The following is a 20,252-nucleotide window of genomic DNA, read 5'->3' on the forward strand; positions in this document are numbered from 1 at the left end:
CACTTAAATCCCAGTTTTATCCCTACGACCCAACCTGTCCGGAGCACCCCAACAATATGCCGAGTCCCGCCGTCACCTCGCCGCAAGTAGCCGTCAACGACATTGGCTCGAGCGAGGACTTTCTCGCCGCAATAGACAAAACGATCAAGTACTTCAACGATGGCGACATCGTCGAAGGCACGATCGTCAAAGTGGACCGGGACGAGGTGCTCCTCGATATCGGCTACAAGACCGAAGGGGTCATCCCCGCCCGCGAACTCTCCATCAAGCACGATGTCGACCCCAACGAGGTCGTTACCGTCGGTGATGAGGTCGAGGCCCTTGTTCTCACCAAGGAGGACAAAGAAGGCCGGCTGATCCTGTCCAAGAAGCGCGCACAGTACGAACGCGCCTGGGGCACCATCGAGGCTCTCAAGGAGAAGGACGAGGCCGTCAAGGGCACCGTCATCGAGGTCGTCAAGGGCGGCCTGATCCTCGACATCGGGTTGCGCGGCTTCCTGCCCGCCTCGCTGGTCGAGATGCGCCGGGTTCGCGATCTGCAGCCCTACATCGGCAAGGAGATCGAAGCCAAGATCATCGAGCTGGACAAGAACCGCAACAACGTGGTGCTGTCGCGGCGCGCCTGGCTGGAGCAGACCCAGTCCGAGGTGCGCAGCGAGTTCCTCAACCAGCTGCAGAAGGGCACCATCCGCAAGGGTGTCGTCTCGTCGATCGTCAACTTCGGCGCGTTCGTCGATCTCGGCGGTGTCGACGGTCTGGTGCACGTTTCCGAATTGTCTTGGAAGCACATCGATCACCCGTCCGAGGTGGTGCAGGTGGGCGACGAGGTCACCGTCGAGGTGCTTGACGTCGACATGGACCGCGAGCGGGTTTCGTTGTCGCTCAAGGCGACTCAGGAAGACCCGTGGCGTCACTTCGCCCGCACTCACGCGATCGGCCAGATCGTGCCCGGCAAGGTCACCAAGCTGGTGCCGTTCGGCGCGTTCGTGCGCGTCGAGGAGGGCATCGAGGGTCTGGTGCACATCTCCGAGCTGGCCGAGCGCCACGTCGAGGTGCCCGACCAGGTGGTGGCCGTCGGCGACGACGCGATGGTCAAGGTCATCGACATCGACCTGGAGCGCCGCCGGATTTCGTTGTCGCTCAAGCAGGCCAACGAGGACTACACCGACGAGTTCGACCCGGCGAAGTACGGCATGGCCGACAGCTACGACGAGCAGGGCAACTACATCTTCCCCGAGGGTTTCGACTCCGAAACCAACGAGTGGATGGAAGGTTTCGACACTCAGCGCAACGAGTGGGAGGCCCGCTACGCCGAGGCCGAGCGCCGGCACAAGATGCACACCGCGCAGATGGAGAAGTTCGCCGCTGCCGAGGCCGAGGCTCACGCCGGTGGCGACCACCCGTCGCAGGGCAATGGCGCGCCCGCGGAGAAAGCTGCGGGCGGCTCGCTGGCCAGCGACGCCCAGCTGGCTGCGCTGCGGGAAAAGCTCGCCGGCAACGCCTAACCCTCGATGCTGCGCGTCGGGTTGACCGGTGGCATCGGCGCCGGGAAATCGGTGCTGTCGGCCACGTTCGCGGACTGCGGCGGGATCATCGTCGACGGCGACGTCATCGCCCGGGAGGTTGTCCAGCCGGGCACCGAAGGGTTGGCGTCGCTCGTCGCGGCGTTCGGCGAGGACATCCTGCAGTCCGACGGGTCATTGGATCGTCCGGCCTTGGCGGCCAAGGCTTTTGCCGACGACGAGACGCGCCAGAAGCTGAATTCCATCGTTCATCCGCTGGTGGGGAAGCGGCGCGAGGAGATCATCGCGTCGGTCCCCGAGGATTCGGTCGTCGTCGAGGACATTCCGCTGCTGGTGGAATCCGGTATGGCGCCGCTGTTTCCGTTGGTGATCATCGTGCACGCCGACGTCGAGCTGCGGGTGCGTCGGCTGGTCGAGTTGCGCGGCATGCCCGAGGACGACGCCCGCGCCCGGATCGCGGCGCAGGCAAACGACGAGCAGCGCGAAGCCGTCGCCGACATCTGGCTGGACAACTCTGGCAGCCAAGAGGATCTGGTCAAGCGGGCCCGCGAGGTGTGGAACGACAGGATCGTGCCGTTCGCGCACAACCTGGCCGAGCGGCGGTTCGTCCGCCACCCGGCGCGAGTGGTGCCGGCCGATCCGACCTGGCCGGACCAGGCGCGGCGCATCGTGAACCGGCTGGCGACGTCGTGCGGTCACAAGGCGTTGCGCGTCGACCACATCGGTTCGACCGCGGTGCCGGAGTTCGACGCCAAGGACGTCATCGACATCCAGATCACGGTCGAATCACTGGCGCTGGCAGATGAACTCGGCGAGGCGTTGCTTTCGGCGGGCTACCCGCGCATCGAGCACGTCGATCGGGACGAGGCGAAGGCCGATGCGCGCAGCACCGTCAGCGAGTACGACCACAAAGACGATCCAACGTTGTGGCGCAAGCGAATTCATGCCTCGGCCGATCCCGGACGGCCGACCAACGTGCATATCAGGGTGGCCGGCTGGCCCAACCAGCAGTTCGCCCTGCTGTTCGTCGACTGGCTGGCCGCCAACCCCGCGGAGCGGGTCAACTACCTGGCCGTCAAGCACGAGGCCGAGAAGCCCGCAAACGGCGACATGGCGCTCTACGTCGAGGCCAAGGAGCCGTGGTTCGCCGACGCCTACCGCCGGGCCTGGGAGTGGGCGGACTTCACCGGCTGGAAGCCCTGACCTAGCTGGGTAGCGGCGCCCCGCATTGCAGCGCACCGTTATTGGGATCGGAATTACCGGGTAGCGGCCGCACCATCTGATCGGTCTGGGTGAAAACGTCGTCGTCGACGTCGATCTCGCAGTGCACGTTCGCCGCGTACGGGAAATGCAGCACGATCCGCAGGCCGGCTTGAGCCGGGTCGGGCAACACGGTGTTGGCCTCGAAGGCGTTGCCCGGCATCGACGGAAGGTTAGTGGTGTTCGTCTGGCCACCGTTGGTGACGAAGGTGGCCTGGCTGCCGGTCGTCAGGGCGTCGATCCTGGCCCGGTAGGTGATGTTGTGCAGGTCCGCATGCGCCGTTGCGGGCACCAACTGCGAGCCGATCACGGTCACTGCGACCAGCCACCTGCGCGTACGAGGGGTCATAGCAGCAGAGATTACGCCCAGCCGCTAACGCTGGCAGTGTCGGCACCACAACGACATCCGGCCGCGTACCCGGCGACGCCGGAGGCGTGTCCCGCAGCGCGGGCAGCTCGGATCCGGCTCGTCGCGGACGCCGGTCAGCCATCGGGACAGCCGCGGAACCGGATGGGTGATTTCGACGTCAATGCGCGGCATCAGGGTGTCTCCCGTACCACATCGCCGGGGTCCTTGTCGGTCCGCAGGCCCTGGTAACGCGGATGGCGGAGTTTCCCGTCGCGCGTCCATTCGGTGAATCCGATCTGGGCCACCAGCTCCGGACGTACCCACCGAGCGCCGTTCTCGCGCACCAACCCTCGGGTGAACGGTGGGGTGTCCTGCTCGATGGGGGAGAGTCGTTCGTGCAGGCTGCGCAGCGTGGCCTCGTCGAATCCGGTGCCGACTTTGCCGGCGTAGACGAAATCGTGGCCGTCGTGGTAGCCGAGCAGCAACGCGCCCAACTCGATTCGGCTGCCTTTCGGACTGGTGTAGCCGCCGACGACGAATTCCTGGTCGCGGACACACTTGAATTTCAGCCAATTCCTGGATCGGCCACTTTCGTAGGTGGAGCCGGCCAGCTTGGCGATCACGCCTTCGTCACCGCGCTCGCACGCAGCCTGGTAGGCGACCAGACCGTCGCCGACACGATGAGCGGTGTTGCGCAACGGATCGTCGAAACTGATCGTGTCGCGCAGCAGTCTTTTACGCCACCGCAGCGGCACTTCCGTGAGGCACTTGCCGTCGAGGTGCGGCAGGTCGAAAAGGTAGTAGTAGACCCGGATTCGGGATGCGCGGGCCACCTCGGGGTCGGTGATGCCCAGGCGTCCCTGCAGCCTGGCGAAGCTGGTGCGGCGTCCTTGGAATGCGACGACCTCACCGTCCACGACGAATCGGGTGGCGCGTTGCGCGGCCAGCGCGTCGACCAGCTCCGGGTAGGTCCCGTTGAGCGGCTGCCGATTTCGCGATAGCAGCCGGGTTCGGTCGCCGTCGCGAAACGCCAGGCAACGCATGCCGTCGAACTTGCGCTCGAATATCCACGTCGGGTCGCTGAACCTTTTGTCGGTCAGGGTGGCCAGCGTGGGGGCCCGCCAATCCGGCACCGGCTCGTCGCGCAGTGCGGCTCGCACCGCGGCGGGCAGACCGGCGAGATCGGTCATGACGACTCGGCCAGATCATCGAGCGTGCGGCCGGACAACACGGATTCGGGTTGGCTCTTAGCGGGTTTGCGCCGAGCGTCGGCATGTTCGTCTCTGCGTTTGATCAGTAGCCAGGTCTCGTCCCTGCCCTCACGAATCCTGGTGAGCGCAAAGCCGCCGCAAAGCTTCGCGCCCCGCAGACGGAACGAAAGGTGCCCGCGGTCCAGGCATTCGGCCATCTCGCGCTCGGTGGCATTGGCGTAGGTGCCGCGGTCCCAGACGATCACCGGTCCGGCGCCGTACTCCCCGTCGGGGATCACACCTTCGAAATCGGCGTAATCCAGCGGATGATCCTCGGTGCGGCGCGCCATCCGCCGGTCCTTCGGGTTCGTCGACGGGCCCCTGGGTATCGCCCACGATGCCAGCACGCCCCCGATCTCCAAGCGCAAGTCGTAGTGGTCGCTGGTCGCGGCGTGATGCTGAATGACGAAACACGGCTCGGCCGGGGTGGTGCGGTGTTGACGTGCCCGCCGCCCGCGCGGCTCCGGGCTGCGGCCGGACCGTCGTCTGCGCCGATATTCACTCAAGGGCATACCGCAGAATTACCCGGGCGCCCGCTTCGAAAACCGCTACCGGCCGCGCCAGGTGAGGCCGATGCCGTCGCCCGCCAACCAGCGGTGCAGGTCATAGCCGTTTCGGGCGAGCCCTTCGACGGCGTGCACGGCGCGACGCACCGCCCGGCCGGCAACCTCGGCGGGCAGCAGGCCGTGCCGGACGGCCTCCAGTAGCTCGTCGACATCGGCGAGCGCAGCGCCGGTGCCGGTGCGCACCTCGATGTCGAGGTAGTGGTCCTCGGAGCGCCACACGTCCGGCCCGGGCGTGTACTCGCCCACGTCGAGGTAGTAGTCGTGGTCACGCTCGTGACCCGGGTTGAAGTGGAACACCGTGGCGCGCAATCCCAGCGACGGCAGCAGCCACGACTCCAGGTAGTGGAACTGGGGGCGGCCCGGAGTGGGCCGGGCCATGTAGAGGCCCCACGGGTGCACCGCGTACTCGTCGACCGCCCGCACAATGCCCTTCGGATCGGTGTTGGTGCGGGCGCGCAGGTCGAACGTCTCGTGCTTCGGTGGATGGATGGCGTCACCTTACCGGGCGCTCAGCGGCGCAGCCGGATCTTCCACCGGACAAAGCCGAGATAGAGCACGGACAGGCCGCCCAGCATGCCGATGTCGAACAGCCAGGTCTGCAACGTGTGCTGCCAGAAACGGTCCTGGGAGAGCAGCGAATCCGGTACCAGGTGCCGCAGGTCGACCGTCGCGGCGGCCGCGGCATAACCCCAGCGCGCCGGCATCGCGAAGGACAGCTGGTCCAGCCCAAGCCGGCCGGTCACCGGGACCATGCCGCCGCACAACACCAGCTGCGCCATGACCGCCACCACGAACAGCGGCATGATCTGCTCGCTGGAGCGGACCAGCGACGAAATGGCAAGGCCGAGAATGGCCGACGCGACGCACGTCGCCGCGACGGTCGCGAACAGCTCGACGGTGGCCGCGACCGTGCCGTGGCCCAGCAGCAGGCCGCCCCGCGTCGGTGCGCTCTTGCCGATCACCACGATCGCGGTGATGATCGCCGACTGCACGATCGCGAACCCGCAAAACACCGCCGTCTTGGCCAGCAGGTAGGCGGTCGTGGACAGCCCGACCGCTTGCTCGCGCTGGAAGATGGCGCGTTCACCGACCAGGTCGCGGATCGTCAGCGCGGTGCCCATGAACGCCGCGGCGGGCATCAACAAGGCCAGTATCTGGGCGGATTCGTCGGGCGTGCCCGCGTTCGGGGCGGGCAGATGGAATCCGTTCGAGCCCGGAACGGTCAGCGACAGCGACCCCAGGATGAACGGCAGCAGCGCCAGGAAGATGAAGTAGGCGCGGTCGGCGACGACCAGGCGGATCTGCCGGCGGGCGATCGTCGAGATCTGGCGCCGCACGCTGGTGTGCACCGGTTCGCCCAGCTCGCCCGGCTCATCGTCCTTGGCCGCCAACGGTTTCCGGCGCTGCGCCTGGCTGCGCTCCAGGAAGCGCCGGTTGGCTTCCTCGGGATCGGCGCCCACCTTGGTGAAGATCTTGGCCCAGTTGGTGGTGCCCATCGCCGGACCGATTTGGTCCGGCGGGCCGCAGTAGGCCGTCTTTCCGCCGGGCGCCATCAGCAGCACCTGGTCGCACAGCTCGAGGTAGGACAGCGAGTGCGTCACGACCAACACGACGCGGCCCGCGTCGGCCAGCTGGCGCAGCATCGTCATGACCTGTAGGTCCAGCGCGGGATCCAGGCCCGAGGTCGGCTCGTCGAGGATCAGCAGCGACGGCCCGGTCAGCAGTTCTAGGGCCACCGAGGCGCGCTTGCGCTGCCCGCCGGAGAGCTTGTCGACGCGGGTCTCCGCGTGCTTGGTCAGGTCGAGTTCCTCGAGCACCTGCGTGACGACCTTGGCACGGTCGGCTTTGCTGGTATCGGGTGGCAGCCGCAGTTCGGCGGCATACCCGAGCGCCTGGTTCACGGTCAGCTGACGGTGCACGACGTCGTCCTGCGGGACCATCCCGATCCGGCTGCGCAGCGACGCGTACTCGCCGTGAATGTTGTGGCCCTCGAACGTGGCCGAGCCGGAGCTGGGGGTGGTGTATCCGGCGATCAGCCGGGCCAGCGTGCTCTTCCCGGCGCCCGACCCACCGATCACGGCGGTCAACGTGCCGGGCCGCGCGGTCAACGAGATGTTGTCCAGCAGTTGTTTGCCGTTGTCGACGACGTACTTGACGTCGCGCACCTGCAGGCCGCCGGAACGCGTGGCGGCCTCGTCGAGCTTGACCAGGGTGCCGTCGCGCGCGACCAGGTCGACGTTGCCGATGGTGACCACGTCGTCGTCGCTCAAAATCGCCGACCCCACCCGGGTGCCGTTGACGAACGTTCCGTTGATGCTGTTGTCCCGGATCTCCAGGCCCAGCGGCGTGGGCACCAGCGTGGCGTGTTGACGCGAGGCCAGGACGTCGGACACCACGATGTCGCTGTCCGGGGCGCGTCCGATCGTCATCGCGCCGGCCGTGCCCGCGGCCGACGACGAACGTGGTGAGAGCAACTTCACAAAACGCGTCGCGATGTTCGACACGTCGGCGGTCTTGGCGTCGATCAAGGTGGATTCGGCGGGCGGTGTCGTGTCCGCCTTGGCCGGTTCGGGCGGCGACTCGGCGTTGACGACGGTCAACTCCTCGGGTGGTGTGCCGCGCGGGGGCGGCGGCATCCGCGGTGGTCGCGTGCCGGGATGCCTTGGCGGGCGGGGCGTTTGGGGTTGTGACTGCCTGCGTGGCGGCGGTGGGAGCGGCTGCGAGGTGGTGGTCGGTGGGTCGGGCAGCGCGGACCAGGCGATCGTGGCTGGGCCGGATTGCGGCGTCGGCCGCGCCCGCGGTGGGCGGCTGGCCCGGGCCTGCTGCGGGCCGATGGCGAAGGTCAGCCGCGGTCCCTGGGGATTGCCGACGTGAATGCTCTGCCCATCGTGGATATCGACGACCGGCATCCGGTAGCCGTTGACGTAGGTCCCGTTCAGCGAGCCGTTGTCGATGGCCAGCCAGCGGCCCCGATCGAAGCGCAGGATCAAGTGCGCGCGGGATATCCGCGGATCGGCGATGCGCAGATCGGCATGCTGATCGCGTCCGACGATCACCTCCTGGCCTGCGGCGAAGGTTCGTTGAGACCCGTCGTGCCGAATCGTCAGGACAGGAGGGGCGGGTCGACTCACTACTCAAGTATCGGTGTGCGGAGTCAGTGCTCCCCATTGGACTCGCCTGTGACTTAGCTTTGTTTCCGTTCGGAGGCTCATAGCTGGTTCATAGCGTCCGGCGGCCTTTCGCCTATCCGCGTCCGGCATGATGCGAGACGGGGAGCTGTGCCGACGTGCGCACGAATGCCGACACACGAGGGGGCAACCACACATGGACGAGCTGAAGCGCCCAACCCGGCGCCTCGGCAGCGGCCGGCGGCTGCTGACAAACCCGCGACTGGCGCGCGAGGCGCTGCGCGCCGGGTTTGATTCTGCGACCGTCGCACACCTGTTTCGCCGTGTCCCCCCGGTCAACTCGACTCCGAACCCAGCACCCGCCGCGGACCAGGTCGGCGGATCGCGCCCCGCGATGGCCAACGGTGCTTCCTTCGCGGGCTACACCGTGCTGCGGCCGCTGGGCGCCGGCGGGATGGCCGAGGTCTACCTGGCGTTGCATCCGAGGCTGCCGCGTCGCGACGTGATCAAAGTCCTCGCCGAAGCCGTCACCGCCGACAGCGAGTTCCGCGAAAGGTTCAACAGGGAAGCCGATCTCGCCGCCACGCTGTGGCACCCGCACATCGTCGGTGTGCACGATCGCGGCGAATTCGACGGTCGGCTGTGGATCTCGATGGACTACGTCGAGGGCACCGACGCGTCCCGGCTGGTGAAAGAGCGCTACTCCGAGGGGATGCCGGTCGGCGAGGTGTGCGCGATTCTCCAAGCCGTCGCGGGCGCACTCGATTACGCGCACGATCGCGGCCTGCTGCACCGCGACGTCAAACCCGCCAACATTCTGCTCGCCCACCCAGGCGATGACGATCAGCGAATCCTGTTGGCGGACTTCGGTGTAGCGCGCCACCTGGCCAACATCAGCGGGATCACCGAGACCAATGTCGCGGTCGGAACGGTCGCGTACGCGGCGCCCGAGCAATTGACCGGGTCCAACATCGACGGCCGCGCGGACCAATATGCGTTGGCGGCTACGGCGTTTCATCTGCTCACGGGTGCCCCGCCATTCCAGCATTCCAACCCGATCGCGGTGATCAGCCAGCACCTGCACGACGAGCCGCCGCGGCTCAGCGATTACCGCCCGGAATTGGCGTACCTGGACGACGTGTTCGTCAAAGCCCTTGGCAAGCAACCCGCCGAGCGTTTCGAGCGCTGTCGCGCATTCGCCGCCGCCGTCAGCGAGCGGGTCGACGCCGTCGCCGACGGCGTCGCGTCCACGCCGCACCGGCGGCGTCTGATCGCGGCGGCGTACCGCAGGTCCTCGTCGAGGGTCCGCTGGTCGGCCGCGCTGGTCTGCGCGGTGCTGATCGCCGTCGCGGCGACCTGGTCGACGCTGTACTCCTTCCAGCCGGCGAGTCCGCAGCCCAACCCGACGCTGGCGTCGCGACCGTCGGCGCCCGCCGCCGGCGCCGCCCCGCGGCCCGGAGGGCCGGTGCTGGGCGGCACCTACCAATTGACCTACGACCAGACCAAGCGGACGACCAACGGCATCCCGATCCGCCACGACGGCTCCGACACGAACTGGTGGGCATTCCGGTCGGCATGCACCACGAACGGATGCGCGGCCACCGGCACCAAGCTGGACGACACCAACCACCAGGTGGCCAGCACCGCCGCCGGCGGGGAGACCGACACCTTGCGTTATGTCGGCGGCTATTGGCAGGGGGCGCCGCAGCAGGAGCGGGTCGGCTGCCGTCTAGCCAACGGGCAAGTCAGGGCGACCCAGCAGGAGACCCTCGCCTGGTCGTTGGCGCCCCAGCCGGACGGCACGCTGCGGGGCACCGAAACCGAAACGGTGCTGAGCAACGAGTGCGGCGCGCAGGGCGCCGTGGTGCGGGTGCCGGTCGTGGCCACCCGGGTCGGTGACGCGCCGGCGGGGGTGACACTGGCCGATCCCAACCAGGTGATCAGCACCTCGACCGCACCGGCGCACCCGGCGCCGGCGGTGCTCGGCGGGTTGTGCACCGACGTCGACAAGCTCGCCTACGACCCGACCAGTAACCAGCAGGTCGTGTGCGAGGGCAACACCTGGGACAAGGCGCCGATCACGACGGGGGTGCACGCCGCGGGCAGCTCCTGCGACCTGCCCGACGTCCCGGTGTTCGCGATGTCCACCTCGAACGACGGCTATCTGCTGCAATGCGACCCGGTCACCCGGATGTGGACCCGGCACTGACGGGCCCGCGGTCTCGCCGAACGTGCTCCTATGGAGACTTTTCCGCTGATTTCCCGCCACCAGAGCACGTTCGGCGGAGCCGGCGGGTATGCAGCATCGCCACACTTGTCGGTGCGCGCCTCTACCCTGGGGTCATGGCTTTCGCCACGGAACATCCCGTCGTCGCGCATTCGGAGTACCGCGCGGTCGAGCAGGTCGTGCGCGCCGGCGGCCGGTTCGAGGTGGTCAGCCCGCACGATCCCGCCGGAGACCAGCCGGCCGCCATCGACGAGCTGCAGCGCCGCATCGAGGCGGGGGAGCGCGACGTGGTGCTGCTCGGGGCGACCGGCACCGGAAAGTCGGCGACCACCGCCTGGCTGATCGAGCGGCTGCAACGGCCCACGCTGGTGATGGCCCCGAACAAGACGCTGGCCGCCCAGCTGGCCAACGAGCTGCGAGAGATGTTGCCGCACAACGCCGTCGAGTACTTCGTCTCGTACTACGACTACTACCAGCCGGAAGCGTACATCGCGCAGACCGACACTTACATCGAGAAGGACAGCTCGATCAACGACGACGTCGAGCGCTTGCGGCACTCCGCGACGTCGTCGCTGTTGTCCCGGCGCGACGTCGTGGTGGTGGCGTCGGTGTCGTGCATCTACGGCCTGGGCACGCCGCAGTCCTACCTGGACCGTTCGGTCGAGCTGCGGGTCGGCACCGAGGTGCCGCGGGACGGGTTGCTGCGGTTGCTGGTCGACGTGCAGTACAGCCGCAACGATCTGTCCTTCACCCGCGGCTCGTTCCGGGTCCGCGGCGACACCGTGGAGATCATCCCGTCGTACGAGGAGCTCGCGGTCCGTATCGAGTTCTTCGGCGACGAGATCGAGGCGTTGTACTACCTGCACCCGCTGACCGGCGACGTGGTCCGTCAGGTCGACTCGCTGCGGATCTTCCCGGCCACCCACTATGTGGCCGGCCCCGAGCGGATGGCGCAGGCGATCTCCACCATCGAACAGGAACTCGAGGAGCGGCTGGCCGAATTCGAGAGCCAGGGCAAGCTGCTGGAGGCCCAGCGGCTGCGGATGCGCACCAACTACGACATCGAGATGATGCGGCAGGTCGGCTTCTGCTCCGGTATCGAGAACTACTCGCGCCACATCGACGGCCGCGGGCCCGGTTCGCCGCCCGCGACGCTGCTGGACTACTTCCCGGAGGACTTCCTGCTGGTCATCGACGAGTCGCACGTGACCGTGCCGCAGATCGGCGGCATGTACGAGGGCGACATGTCGCGCAAACGCAACCTGGTCGACTACGGCTTCCGGTTACCGTCGGCGTGCGACAACCGGCCGCTGACCTGGGAGGAGTTCGCCGACCGGATCGGGCAGACGGTGTACCTGTCGGCCACCCCCGGGCCGTACGAGCTCAGCCAGGCCGCCGGCGAGTTCGTCGAGCAGGTGATTCGCCCGACCGGGCTGGTGGACCCGAAGGTCGTGGTCAAGCCGACCAAGGGGCAGATCGACGACCTGATCGGCGAGATCCGCAAGCGGGCCGAGGCCGACGAGCGGGTGCTGGTGACGACGCTGACCAAGAAGATGGCCGAAGACCTCACCGACTACCTGCTCGAGATGGGCATCCGGGTGCGCTACCTGCACTCCGAGGTGGACACGCTGCGCCGGGTGGAGCTGCTGCGCCAGCTGCGCCTCGGCGACTACGACGTGCTGGTCGGCATCAACCTGCTGCGCGAGGGCCTGGACCTGCCCGAGGTGTCGCTGGTGTCGATCCTCGACGCCGACAAGGAAGGGTTCCTGCGTTCGGCGCGCAGCCTGATCCAGACGATCGGCCGCGCCGCCCGCAACGTCTCCGGCGAAGTGCACATGTACGCCGACAAGATGACCGACTCGATGACGGAGGCCATCGACGAGACCGAACGGCGCCGCGCCAAGCAGATCGCCTACAACGAGGCCAACGGCATCGACCCGCAGCCGCTGCGCAAGAAGATCGCCGACATCCTCGATCAGGTCTATCGCGAGGCCGACGACAGCGAAACCGTCGAGCTGGGCTCGGGGCGCAGCATTTCCCGCGGCCGCCGCGCGCAGGGCGAGCCCGGCCGCGCCGTCAGCGCCGGCATCATCGAGGGCCGCGACACCGGCAGCATGCCGCGCGCCGAATTGGCCGACCTGATCAAGGATCTCACCGCGCAGATGATGGCCGCCGCGCGTGACTTGCAATTCGAACTGGCCGCCCGGTTCCGCGACGAGATCGCCGACCTCAAAAAGGAACTGCGCGGGATGGATGCCGCCGGTCTGAAGTAACGCGCGCCACCTCATACGGTGTATGGGTGACTGACACGGCGAAGTCCACCGGCAGTTGGCGCGAACTGCTGGGCGGCTACCTCGGAACGTCTACCGTCCTGGCCGGTGGGGTTCTGCTGTACGCGACCACCGAGTTTCTGACCACCAGCCTGCTCCCGAGCACCGTCGCCGAAATCGGTGGCGGCCGGCTGTATGCGTGGGTGATCACCCTGTATCTGGTCGGGTCGGTCGTGGCGGCGGCCACGGTGAACACCCTGCGATTGCGTATCGGCGCGCGCTCGGCGTTCCTGTGCGGCCTGGCCGTCTTCGGCATCGCGAGCGTCGTGTGCGCGGTGGCGCCGAGCATGCCGGTGTTGATCGCCGGCCGTGCCCTGCAAGGCGTGGCCGGCGGGCTGCTGGCCGGCCTGGGCTATTCGCTGATCAACATCGCTCTGCCGCGGTCGCTGTGGACCCGCGGCTCGGCGCTGGTATCGGCGATGTGGGGCGTCGCGACCCTGGTCGGGCCCGCGATCGGCGGCCTGTTTGCACAGTTTGGGCTGTGGCGGTGGGCATTTGGGGCGATGGTCGTCCTGGCCGCACTGATGGCGATACTGGTCCCGCGAGCCATCAGCAACGCCGACATCGGCCCCGGTGACGCGACGGCGATCACCAAGGTGCCGGTGTTGTCGCTACTGCTGATGGGCGCCGCCGCGTTGGCCGTCAGCGTTGCGGAGTTGCCGCACAATGCTTTCGCGATGGCGGGACTGCTGGCCGCCGGTGCGGCGCTGGTCGGACTATTCGTCTACGTCGACTGGCGAATGCACGCAAAAGCTTTACCGCCCAGCACCTTTGGCAGCGGTCCGTTGAAATGGATCTACCTGACGATGGGGATTCAGATGGCGGCCGTGATGGTCGACACCTACGTGCCGCTGTTCGGTCAACGGTTGGCGCATCTGACGCCCGTCGCGGCAGGATTCTTGGGTGCGGTGGTGGCCATGGGGTGGACGATCGCCGAGCTCACCAGCGCCTCGCTGAGCAACCCGCGCGTCATCGACCGGGTGATCGCGGTGGCACCGTTGGTGATGGCGTCGGGTCTGGTCCTGGCCGCGGCGACCCAGCGCACCGACGCGACGATCGCGGTCGTTTTGGTGTGGGCGGTCGGGTTTTTGATCGCCGGTATCGGGATGGGCATGACCTGGCCGCATCTGTCGATGCGTGCCATGGACACCGTCGACGACCCGTCCGAGGGCGGTGCCGCGGCCGCGGCGATCAATACGGTCCAGCTGATCTCCGCGGCGTTCGGCGCCGGGCTGGCGGGCGTGGTGGTCAACAACGCCGCGGGTGGGGACTTGGCGGCGGCTCGCTGGCTGTACGCCGTCATTGCGGTGCTGGCGGCGACGGCCGTCGTCGCGTCCACGAGGGCCCGCCGGCGCGATCGTCGCGCACCCCGATGAGGCTTTGCTGACGAAACGCGCGATCTGCCCCATACGGTGTATGAGTGACCGTCACGACGGACGAGACCGGCAGTTGGCGCGAGCTGCTCGGACAGCATCTGGGGATGTCGACGGTGCTGGCCGGCGGCGTTCTGCTGTACTCCACCAACGAATTCATGACGGTCAGCATGCTGCCGACCATCATCGCCGATATTGGCGGAGCTCGGCTGTTTTCGTGGGCGACGACGCTGTATCTCATCGGGTCGGTCGTCTCCGCCTCGGCGGTCCACCCGGTGGTGCAGCGGATCGGGGCCCGACGGGCGTATCTGATCGGGCTCGGTGTGTTTGCCCTCGCCAGCGTGGTGAATATGCTGGCGCCTAGCATGGCGGTTCTGGTCGCCGGACGGGCGTTGCGAGGCGTGTCCGGCGGGCTGTTGGCCGGCTTGGGCTATGCGCTGATCAACACCGCCCTGCCGCGTTCGCTGTGGACCCGTGGCTCGGCGCTGGTGTCCGCGATGTGGGGGGTCTCGACGCTGATCGGCCCGGTGGCGGGCGGGATCTTCGCCCAGCTCGGGCTGTGGCGGTTGGGGCAAACCGCGACAGGCATCGGGGCCGGGCTGATGGCGGTGTTGGTGCTGGCCGTTTTGCAGCCCGGCCGGGTGGGCGCGGTGCGGGAGCACCCGGTGACACCGGTCCGCAAGGTGCCTGTTTGGTCGCTGTTGTTGATGAGTTCGGCCGCGCTGACCGTAAGCATCGCGGCGCTTCCGCACCACCTGGTGCAGAACCTGGGGTTGCTGCTCGCGGGCGTGTTGCTGGTCGTCGCTTTCGTCGTCGTCGACCGGCGAATGGACGTAGCGGTGTTGCCGCGCAGCGTATTTGGCCCGGGACCGGCCAAGTGGATCTTCCTCACCATGTCGGTGGAGATGGTCGCCGCGATGGCCAATATCTATGTGCCGTTGTTCGGCCAGAAACTGGCCGACCTGAGCCCGGTGGAGTCCGGGTTTCTCGGTGCGGGGCTGGCCACCGGGTGGACCGGCAGCGAGATCGTCAGCGCGTCACTGACCGATCGCCGCGTGATCCGGCGCGTCGTCGTCGCCTGCCCGTTGGTCATGGCAGCGGGCCTGGCGCTGGCGGCGGTAACTCAGCGCGCGTACGCCCCGCTCGGATTCGTCGCGCTGTGGGCGCTGGCGTTGCTGATCACCGGTGCCGGCATCGGGATGGCCTGGCCGCACCTGGTGGTGCGGGCGATGGATTCCGACGACCCGGAGCAGAGCAGTGCGGCGGCGGCGTCGATCAACACCGTCCAGCTGATCTCCGCCGCGTTCGGGGGTGGGCTGGCGGGTGTGGTGGTCAACCTGGCCGAGGCCGACGACGCGGCGGCGGCCCGCGCGTTGTATCTCGTTTTCGCGGTGGTGGCGGCCAGCGGCGTGCTGGCCGCCTATCGCATCATCCGGCGCGACAGCTAGTCCGCGTCGTCCTCGGCACGAAGAACCACGACGGCGATGGCGAGCAGTAGCAAGCCGGCGCTTCTACTCCTTTGTCAGCGCGTCGATTTGACGACCTGCGAGTAGTGGAATTGCCACCGTTCGACGATGTGGAAGCCGAGGTAACCGGGGAATCGATACGCCGGAGTCCGGCCGAACGCGCCCGGCGGCAACGACTGTCCCGACTGATGATCGGGGACCGACTTGTCGTAGTTGGTGATGGTCCACAGCGTGCTGCACTTGTTGATCTTGGCCGTCGTCAGCCACACCGCGACGTGGCCGTCCCACAACGAGCCGACCTTGGGCCCGTACACACCGCGCTCCACGTCGATCAGCGATCGAAACGCCGCCGGCCGGGTGGCCAGCAGCGCACGGACCGGGCCGGGACGCCACGGCACGGTGTTGTCCGCCAGCAGGCAGTCGCCGGGCGCGGCGCGTGAGCTGATCAGGTCGGCCACCTGGCTGTAGTCCCAGCCTTCCTTGGCGTACGGCCAGCGCTGGACGAACAGATAGTCGGGCACCGCGGCGACCGCGAACAGCAGCACGACACCGACAACGGCCCACCGCCAGCGCGCCACGGTGATGATGCAGACGGCCAACAGGACGGCCATCGCGGGCGTGGTCAGGATCAGATAGCGCGGAAAGTACATCGGCTCGCCGAACGCCGAATAGAGCACGACGGCGGCGGTCGGCAGCACCACCCACACGATGCAGATGATCAGCAGGCGGCGCGTATCGCCGGCCGGGCCGGGCGCGCCGAAGCGTCGGGCGAGGATCGCGGCCACCGTGATCACCGCGCTGAGCACCGCGAACGGAACGCTGTGGTCGAAGTACTGCCGCTGGGCGATGTCGAAGGCGTAGTGCCAGCTGATCGGGAACAGCCAGTTGACCTGAAATGCCTGACCGTGCGCGAACAAGATGAACGGCGTCATGACGCCCAGTGCGACGGCCGTGCCGACCGCCCACCGGACGACGGGGGACTTCCGGGATCCCTTGGGCGCCAACAGCGGCAGCATCACCGCGTAGACACCGACCAGCAGGACCAGGTTGAGGCTGAGCAGAATCGACACCATCAGCGCCACGGCGTAACCCACCCACAGCCGGAGCCGATTGCGCCGCACCGCGGTGACCAGCAGAACGGTCAGCCAGATCGCCGCCGCCACCGACATGGCATAGGGGCGAGCCTCGATACCCGCCCAGGTGGTGCGCGGCAGGATCGCGAACATCGTGCCCGCGCACAGCGCGGTGCCGCGTCCCGGGGTGAACTGCCTGGTGAACACGACGACGCCGGCGGCGGCCACCCCGATCGCCAGCGCGCTGGGCACCCGTGACCAGAACTCGGTCGGTGGGAAGACGGCGAACCACCCGTGCATCACCAGGTAGTACAGGCCGTGCACGGCATCGATGTGGCCCAGCAGCCGCCACAGTTCGGGCAACGTCCGGCTCGCCGCGGCCGAGATGGTGGCTCCCTCGTCGAACCACAGCGAAGGCCGACAGGCCCAGGCGCCGCTGATGACGGCAGCCAGAGCGGCGATCGCCCACGGGTCGAGCAACCTGCCCCGCGCGTGCTCGCGCCCGGACTCGACGGTGACACCCGTGGAGTGCTGCTCGAGGGCGGACGTAGCCATGATGCCTGTCACTGTAAGGCGCACCCGATCGGCCTGGTCACCAGCGGTCCGGCCGACCCGCCGAAGGACGCCGGGCCGGGCTCGGCGGGGTCGCGTGCTGCGTCCGTGGTTCCTGGAAAACGCCGCCACGCAACGCCTTCCGGCCGGGGCGGGCGCATGCCATGGCCTCATTATCACCGAATCGAGGCCGTTGCCGCAGCGTGGCGAGGCAAATGCAGGCTTGCGCCACACCGCTTCGGTGTGGGTAATCTGACCCATCCAGATCGGACAACGCGCTACTGTCTTGTGGTTGGCCTGGCAAACGATACTGGGAGGGTAAATGTCCGCTTATCGGACCGTGGTGGTTGGCACTGACGGCTCGGACTCATCGTTGCGTGCCGTCGAACGGGCGGCAACCATCGCCGGGCCGGACGCCAAGCTGATCGTCGCGTCTGCGTATCTGCCGCAGCACCAGGACGGCCGGGCCGCCGACGTGCTGAAGGAAGAAAGCTACAAGGTGGCGGGCACCGCCCCGATATACGCGATCTTGCAGGACGCCAAGGAGCGGGCACACAAGGCCGGTGCGAAGAACGTCGAGGAGCGCCCGATCGTCGGCGCCCCCGTTGATGCCCTGGTCAGCCTGGCCGAAGACGTCAAGGCCGACCTGCTGGTCGTCGGCAACGTCGGCCTGAGCACGATCGCGGGCCGCTTGTTGGGCTCGGTCCCGGCCAACGTGTCACGTCGAGCCAAGGTCGACGTATTGATCGTGCACACCACGTCGTAGCCGGGTTTTCGTTACTCCGCGGACCCTCGGGCCCACAGGGCCAGGGACCGCATCAGCACATCGCGCTCCAGCGCCAGGTCGGAGATCTGTTTGCGCAGGTCGTTGATCTCGTCGCGGAGGGTTTCGGCCATCGTGCCGTCGCCGGCGGGCGTGCGCTGACCGGTCGGCATCGCCGGGCCGGCCAAACCGTCGTGCGACCCCCCGGCACGTGCCACCTGCGGAATCACCGCGGGCGAGGCGCCGTATCGGGCGGGCACCCCGCCCTCGGGTGGCGAAGTCGCGCCGCGCTGGGACGCGGCGCCGGCCCGGGTGGCCGCAAATCCGCCGCCCGCCGCGCCGCCGCCACCGGCCGCCGCGGCCATCAGGCTGCCCGGCAGCAACGCGCCGGCGCCGGGCCCGAACCCGTCGATCGCGGCTTCCGGCAGCCCGGCCAGGGCGGCTTCCGGCAATGCCCGCACCGTGCTGGCGAGCACCGGTGCCGCTCCGGCCCAGGCCGGCGGGACGGACAGCCCGCCCACCGGGAGGGCGCGGCCCGCGCTCGCCAGCACGGTGCCCGACATACCCAGGCCGGACGCGGCCGGCGTGGTGTCGCTGAGCAGGCCCGCCGCAGCACCTGCCGCGCCCAACGCGGGGGCGGCCGCACCGAGGATCGTGGGCGGCAGCACCGCATTGACCGGGCCGGTCAGCAACGGGCCGAGGATGAACACCACCCCGCTGGCGACGTAGGTTGCGCTCGCGGTGACGTTGAACATGTCCGACAGGGTGGGATCGCCCGGCGCGCCGGCCAGCGTGTCCAGCACGTTGGGCACCGTCTGGAGCACCTGCGTCAGGGCTTTGGGGCTGGCCGTGGCCGACGTGCCGGCCTTGCTCACCGCGGCGTCCTGCGCGCCGGCACCGGACGGGTCGGTGGTCTGCGGTGGGTCGCTGAACGGCGTCAGCCGCGTCGCGGCAGCCGACCCGCTCGCGTAGGTGTACATGGTCGTCGCGTCCTGGGCCCACATCTCGCTGTACTGCGCCTCGGCGGCCGAGATCGCCGGGGTGTTCTGGCCGAAGAGGTTGGTCGCGACCAACGCCAGCAGCAGCGTGCGGTTCTCGGCGATCACGGCCGGGGGCACGGTCGCGGCAAAAGCCGTCTCGTACGCCATCGCCGCCGCCCGCGCCTGCCTGGCGGCCATCTTGACCTGCTCGGCGGTGTTGTTCAGCCACGACGCGAAGACGATGGCCGCGGCCCGCATCGACATCGACGCCGGACCCAGCCACGCTTCCCGCGTCAGACCGGACACCACCGACCGGTACGCAGCGGCCGCCGAGGTCAGTTCCGCGCCCAACCCGTCCCAGGCCGCCGCCGCCGTCCACATCGGCACCGACCCCGCTCCCGCGTACATCCGGCCGGAGTTGACCTCCGGCGGTAACGCTGCATAATCCATTTCCGTTCGCCAATCAGTTAATTGGGCACGACTGCCTTCGCGGCTGGCGTGGGGTGGACATCGGGAAAACGAGTGGTGATCGGCTCGCATGCTACCGAGCAACGCCAGCGGGGGAGGGCGTTTCGGCGTTGCTCAACCGGGATTCTGCGACCCCGTGTGGCCGCGGTGGTCCCGCGCGCTCAACGTCGGTGTCGCGAGGTCCGGATCGTGTTCTGCGGCAAGTCAATTGACCGGCGGCTACCAGCCTCGTTCGCGCCATTCGGTCAGATGCGGGCGTTCGGTGCCCAGCACCGTGTCGTCGCCGTGGCCGGGATAGATGACGGTGTCGTCGCCGTACACCTCGAACACCCGGCTGGTGACGTCGTTGAGCAACTGGGTGAAGTCACCCTCCTGCCACGTCTTGCCAACGCCGCCGGGGAACAGGCAGTCGCCGGTGAACAACTGCGTGACGCCGCCGGTGGCCGGACCGTCGAGGGCCAGCGCGACCGAGCCCGGGGTGTGCCCGCGCAAGTGGATGACGTCGAACGTCAACTTGCCGATCTGCACCTTGTCGCCGTTGGCCAGCAATCGATCCGGTTTGACGGGCAGCGGTTCGGCGTCGATCTCGTGGCAGGCGGTGGGTGCACCGGTGGCGGCGGCCACCGCCTCCAGCGCCTGCCAGTGGTCGAAGTGCTGATGGCTGGTCACGATCAGCGCCACGTTCGGGGCGTACCGTTGGACCAGGTCGAGAAGGACGTCAGCGTCGTTGGCGGCGTCTATCAGAAGTGTCTCCCCGGTCTGTGAACAGGTCACCAAGTAGGCGTTGTTATCCATCGGACCGACCGACGCCTTCACGATCGTGGCCCCGGGCAGGGTGCGACGGGCGGCGTTACCGGGGTCGACGTGTCCGGTGTAGTTGTCGTCCACGACAGTCATGCGCGACTCCTCAGTCCCGGCGGGCGCCGGAAGCATCGTCGCCGGCG

At 68.2% G+C, this 20,252-nt stretch carries 15 protein-coding genes; 7 read left to right on the forward strand and 8 right to left on the reverse strand.

Going from position 1 to position 20,252, the window contains the following annotated elements:
* Positions 1–56 precede the first annotated feature (56 nt).
* Together rpsA and coaE are read left to right on the forward strand one after the other, a co-directional pair.
* Entirely contained in the window at positions 57–1,505 is a 1,449-nt protein-coding gene (rpsA, locus tag BN973_RS13895) for a 30S ribosomal protein S1 (RefSeq protein ID WP_036468851.1), read from the forward strand.
* A gap of 6 nt (positions 1,506–1,511) precedes the next feature.
* Entirely contained in the window at positions 1,512–2,726 is a 1,215-nt protein-coding gene (coaE, locus tag BN973_RS13900; RefSeq protein WP_036468852.1) for a dephospho-CoA kinase, read from the forward strand.
* Position 2,727: 1 nt separating this feature from the next.
* On the opposite strand, the gene BN973_RS13905 is transcribed toward coaE, so the two are convergent.
* From BN973_RS13905 to BN973_RS13925, 5 genes are all read right to left on the reverse strand, one after another.
* Entirely contained in the window at positions 2,728–3,132 is a 405-nt protein-coding gene (locus BN973_RS13905; protein WP_036468853.1) for a hypothetical protein, read from the reverse strand.
* Positions 3,133–3,323: 191 nt separating this feature from the next.
* Complete coding sequence (gene ligD, locus BN973_RS13910) at positions 3,324–4,322, reverse strand: non-homologous end-joining DNA ligase (protein WP_036468855.1); 999 nt, start codon at positions 4,320–4,322, stop codon at positions 3,324–3,326.
* The gene (locus BN973_RS13915; protein ID WP_036468857.1) at positions 4,319–4,894 is read right to left on the reverse strand and encodes a DNA polymerase ligase N-terminal domain-containing protein; all 576 of its coding nucleotides are present in this window, start codon (positions 4,892–4,894) and stop codon (positions 4,319–4,321) included. The genes ligD and BN973_RS13915 overlap by 4 nt, the downstream gene beginning before the upstream one ends.
* Positions 4,895–4,930: 36 nt before the next feature.
* A complete protein-coding gene (locus BN973_RS13920; RefSeq protein WP_036468858.1) occupies positions 4,931–5,371 on the reverse strand; it encodes a ribonuclease FAU-1 family protein in 441 nt (146 codons plus the stop codon).
* A gap of 86 nt (positions 5,372–5,457) precedes the next feature.
* A complete protein-coding gene (locus BN973_RS13925; protein WP_084163388.1) occupies positions 5,458–8,079 on the reverse strand; it encodes an FHA domain-containing protein in 2,622 nt (873 codons plus the stop codon).
* A 193-nt stretch (positions 8,080–8,272) separates the two neighbouring features.
* Here BN973_RS13925 and BN973_RS13930 point away from each other — a divergent pair, with 193 nt between their 5' ends.
* The 4 genes from BN973_RS13930 to BN973_RS13945 all read left to right on the forward strand — a co-directional run bounded on the left by BN973_RS13930 (position 8,273) and on the right by BN973_RS13945 (position 15,454).
* Entirely contained in the window at positions 8,273–10,285 is a 2,013-nt protein-coding gene (locus tag BN973_RS13930; RefSeq protein ID WP_036468862.1) for a serine/threonine-protein kinase, read from the forward strand.
* A 134-nt stretch (positions 10,286–10,419) separates the two neighbouring features.
* Entirely contained in the window at positions 10,420–12,576 is a 2,157-nt protein-coding gene (gene uvrB / locus BN973_RS13935; protein ID WP_036468863.1) for an excinuclease ABC subunit UvrB, read from the forward strand.
* Positions 12,577–12,602: 26 nt separating this feature from the next.
* Positions 12,603–14,009 (forward strand): MFS transporter, encoded by a 1,407-nt coding sequence (locus BN973_RS13940; protein WP_036468864.1) that lies wholly within the window; start codon positions 12,603–12,605, stop codon positions 14,007–14,009.
* A 44-nt stretch (positions 14,010–14,053) separates the two neighbouring features.
* Positions 14,054–15,454: an MFS transporter gene (locus BN973_RS13945; RefSeq protein ID WP_036468866.1), complete on the forward strand. Its 1,401-nt coding sequence runs from the start codon at positions 14,054–14,056 to the stop codon at positions 15,452–15,454.
* Between the two features lie 74 nt (positions 15,455–15,528).
* On the opposite strand, the gene BN973_RS13950 is transcribed toward BN973_RS13945, so the two are convergent.
* The gene (locus tag BN973_RS13950; RefSeq protein WP_036468867.1) at positions 15,529–17,100 is read right to left on the reverse strand and encodes a mannosyltransferase; all 1,572 of its coding nucleotides are present in this window, start codon (positions 17,098–17,100) and stop codon (positions 15,529–15,531) included.
* Positions 17,101–17,419: 319 nt separating this feature from the next.
* On the opposite strand from BN973_RS13950, the gene BN973_RS13955 reads away from it, so the two are divergent.
* Positions 17,420–17,863: a universal stress protein gene (locus BN973_RS13955; protein WP_036468869.1), complete on the forward strand. Its 444-nt coding sequence runs from the start codon at positions 17,420–17,422 to the stop codon at positions 17,861–17,863.
* Between the two features lie 11 nt (positions 17,864–17,874).
* Here BN973_RS13955 and BN973_RS13960 read toward each other — a convergent pair whose 3' ends face one another.
* Together BN973_RS13960 and BN973_RS13965 are read right to left on the reverse strand one after the other, a co-directional pair.
* Positions 17,875–19,290, reverse strand: a complete 1,416-nt coding sequence (locus BN973_RS13960) for a PPE family protein (RefSeq protein ID WP_051641250.1) — start codon at positions 19,288–19,290, stop codon at positions 17,875–17,877.
* 237 nt (positions 19,291–19,527) lie between these two features.
* Positions 19,528–20,205, reverse strand: coding sequence for an MBL fold metallo-hydrolase (locus BN973_RS13965; RefSeq protein ID WP_036468871.1), 678 nt, complete (start codon positions 20,203–20,205; stop codon positions 19,528–19,530).
* Between the last annotated feature and the right edge of the window lie 47 nt (positions 20,206–20,252).

Origin of the sequence: Mycobacterium triplex, from assembly GCF_000689255.1 — a bacterium.
Classification (GTDB): domain Bacteria; phylum Actinomycetota; class Actinomycetes; order Mycobacteriales; family Mycobacteriaceae; genus Mycobacterium; species Mycobacterium triplex.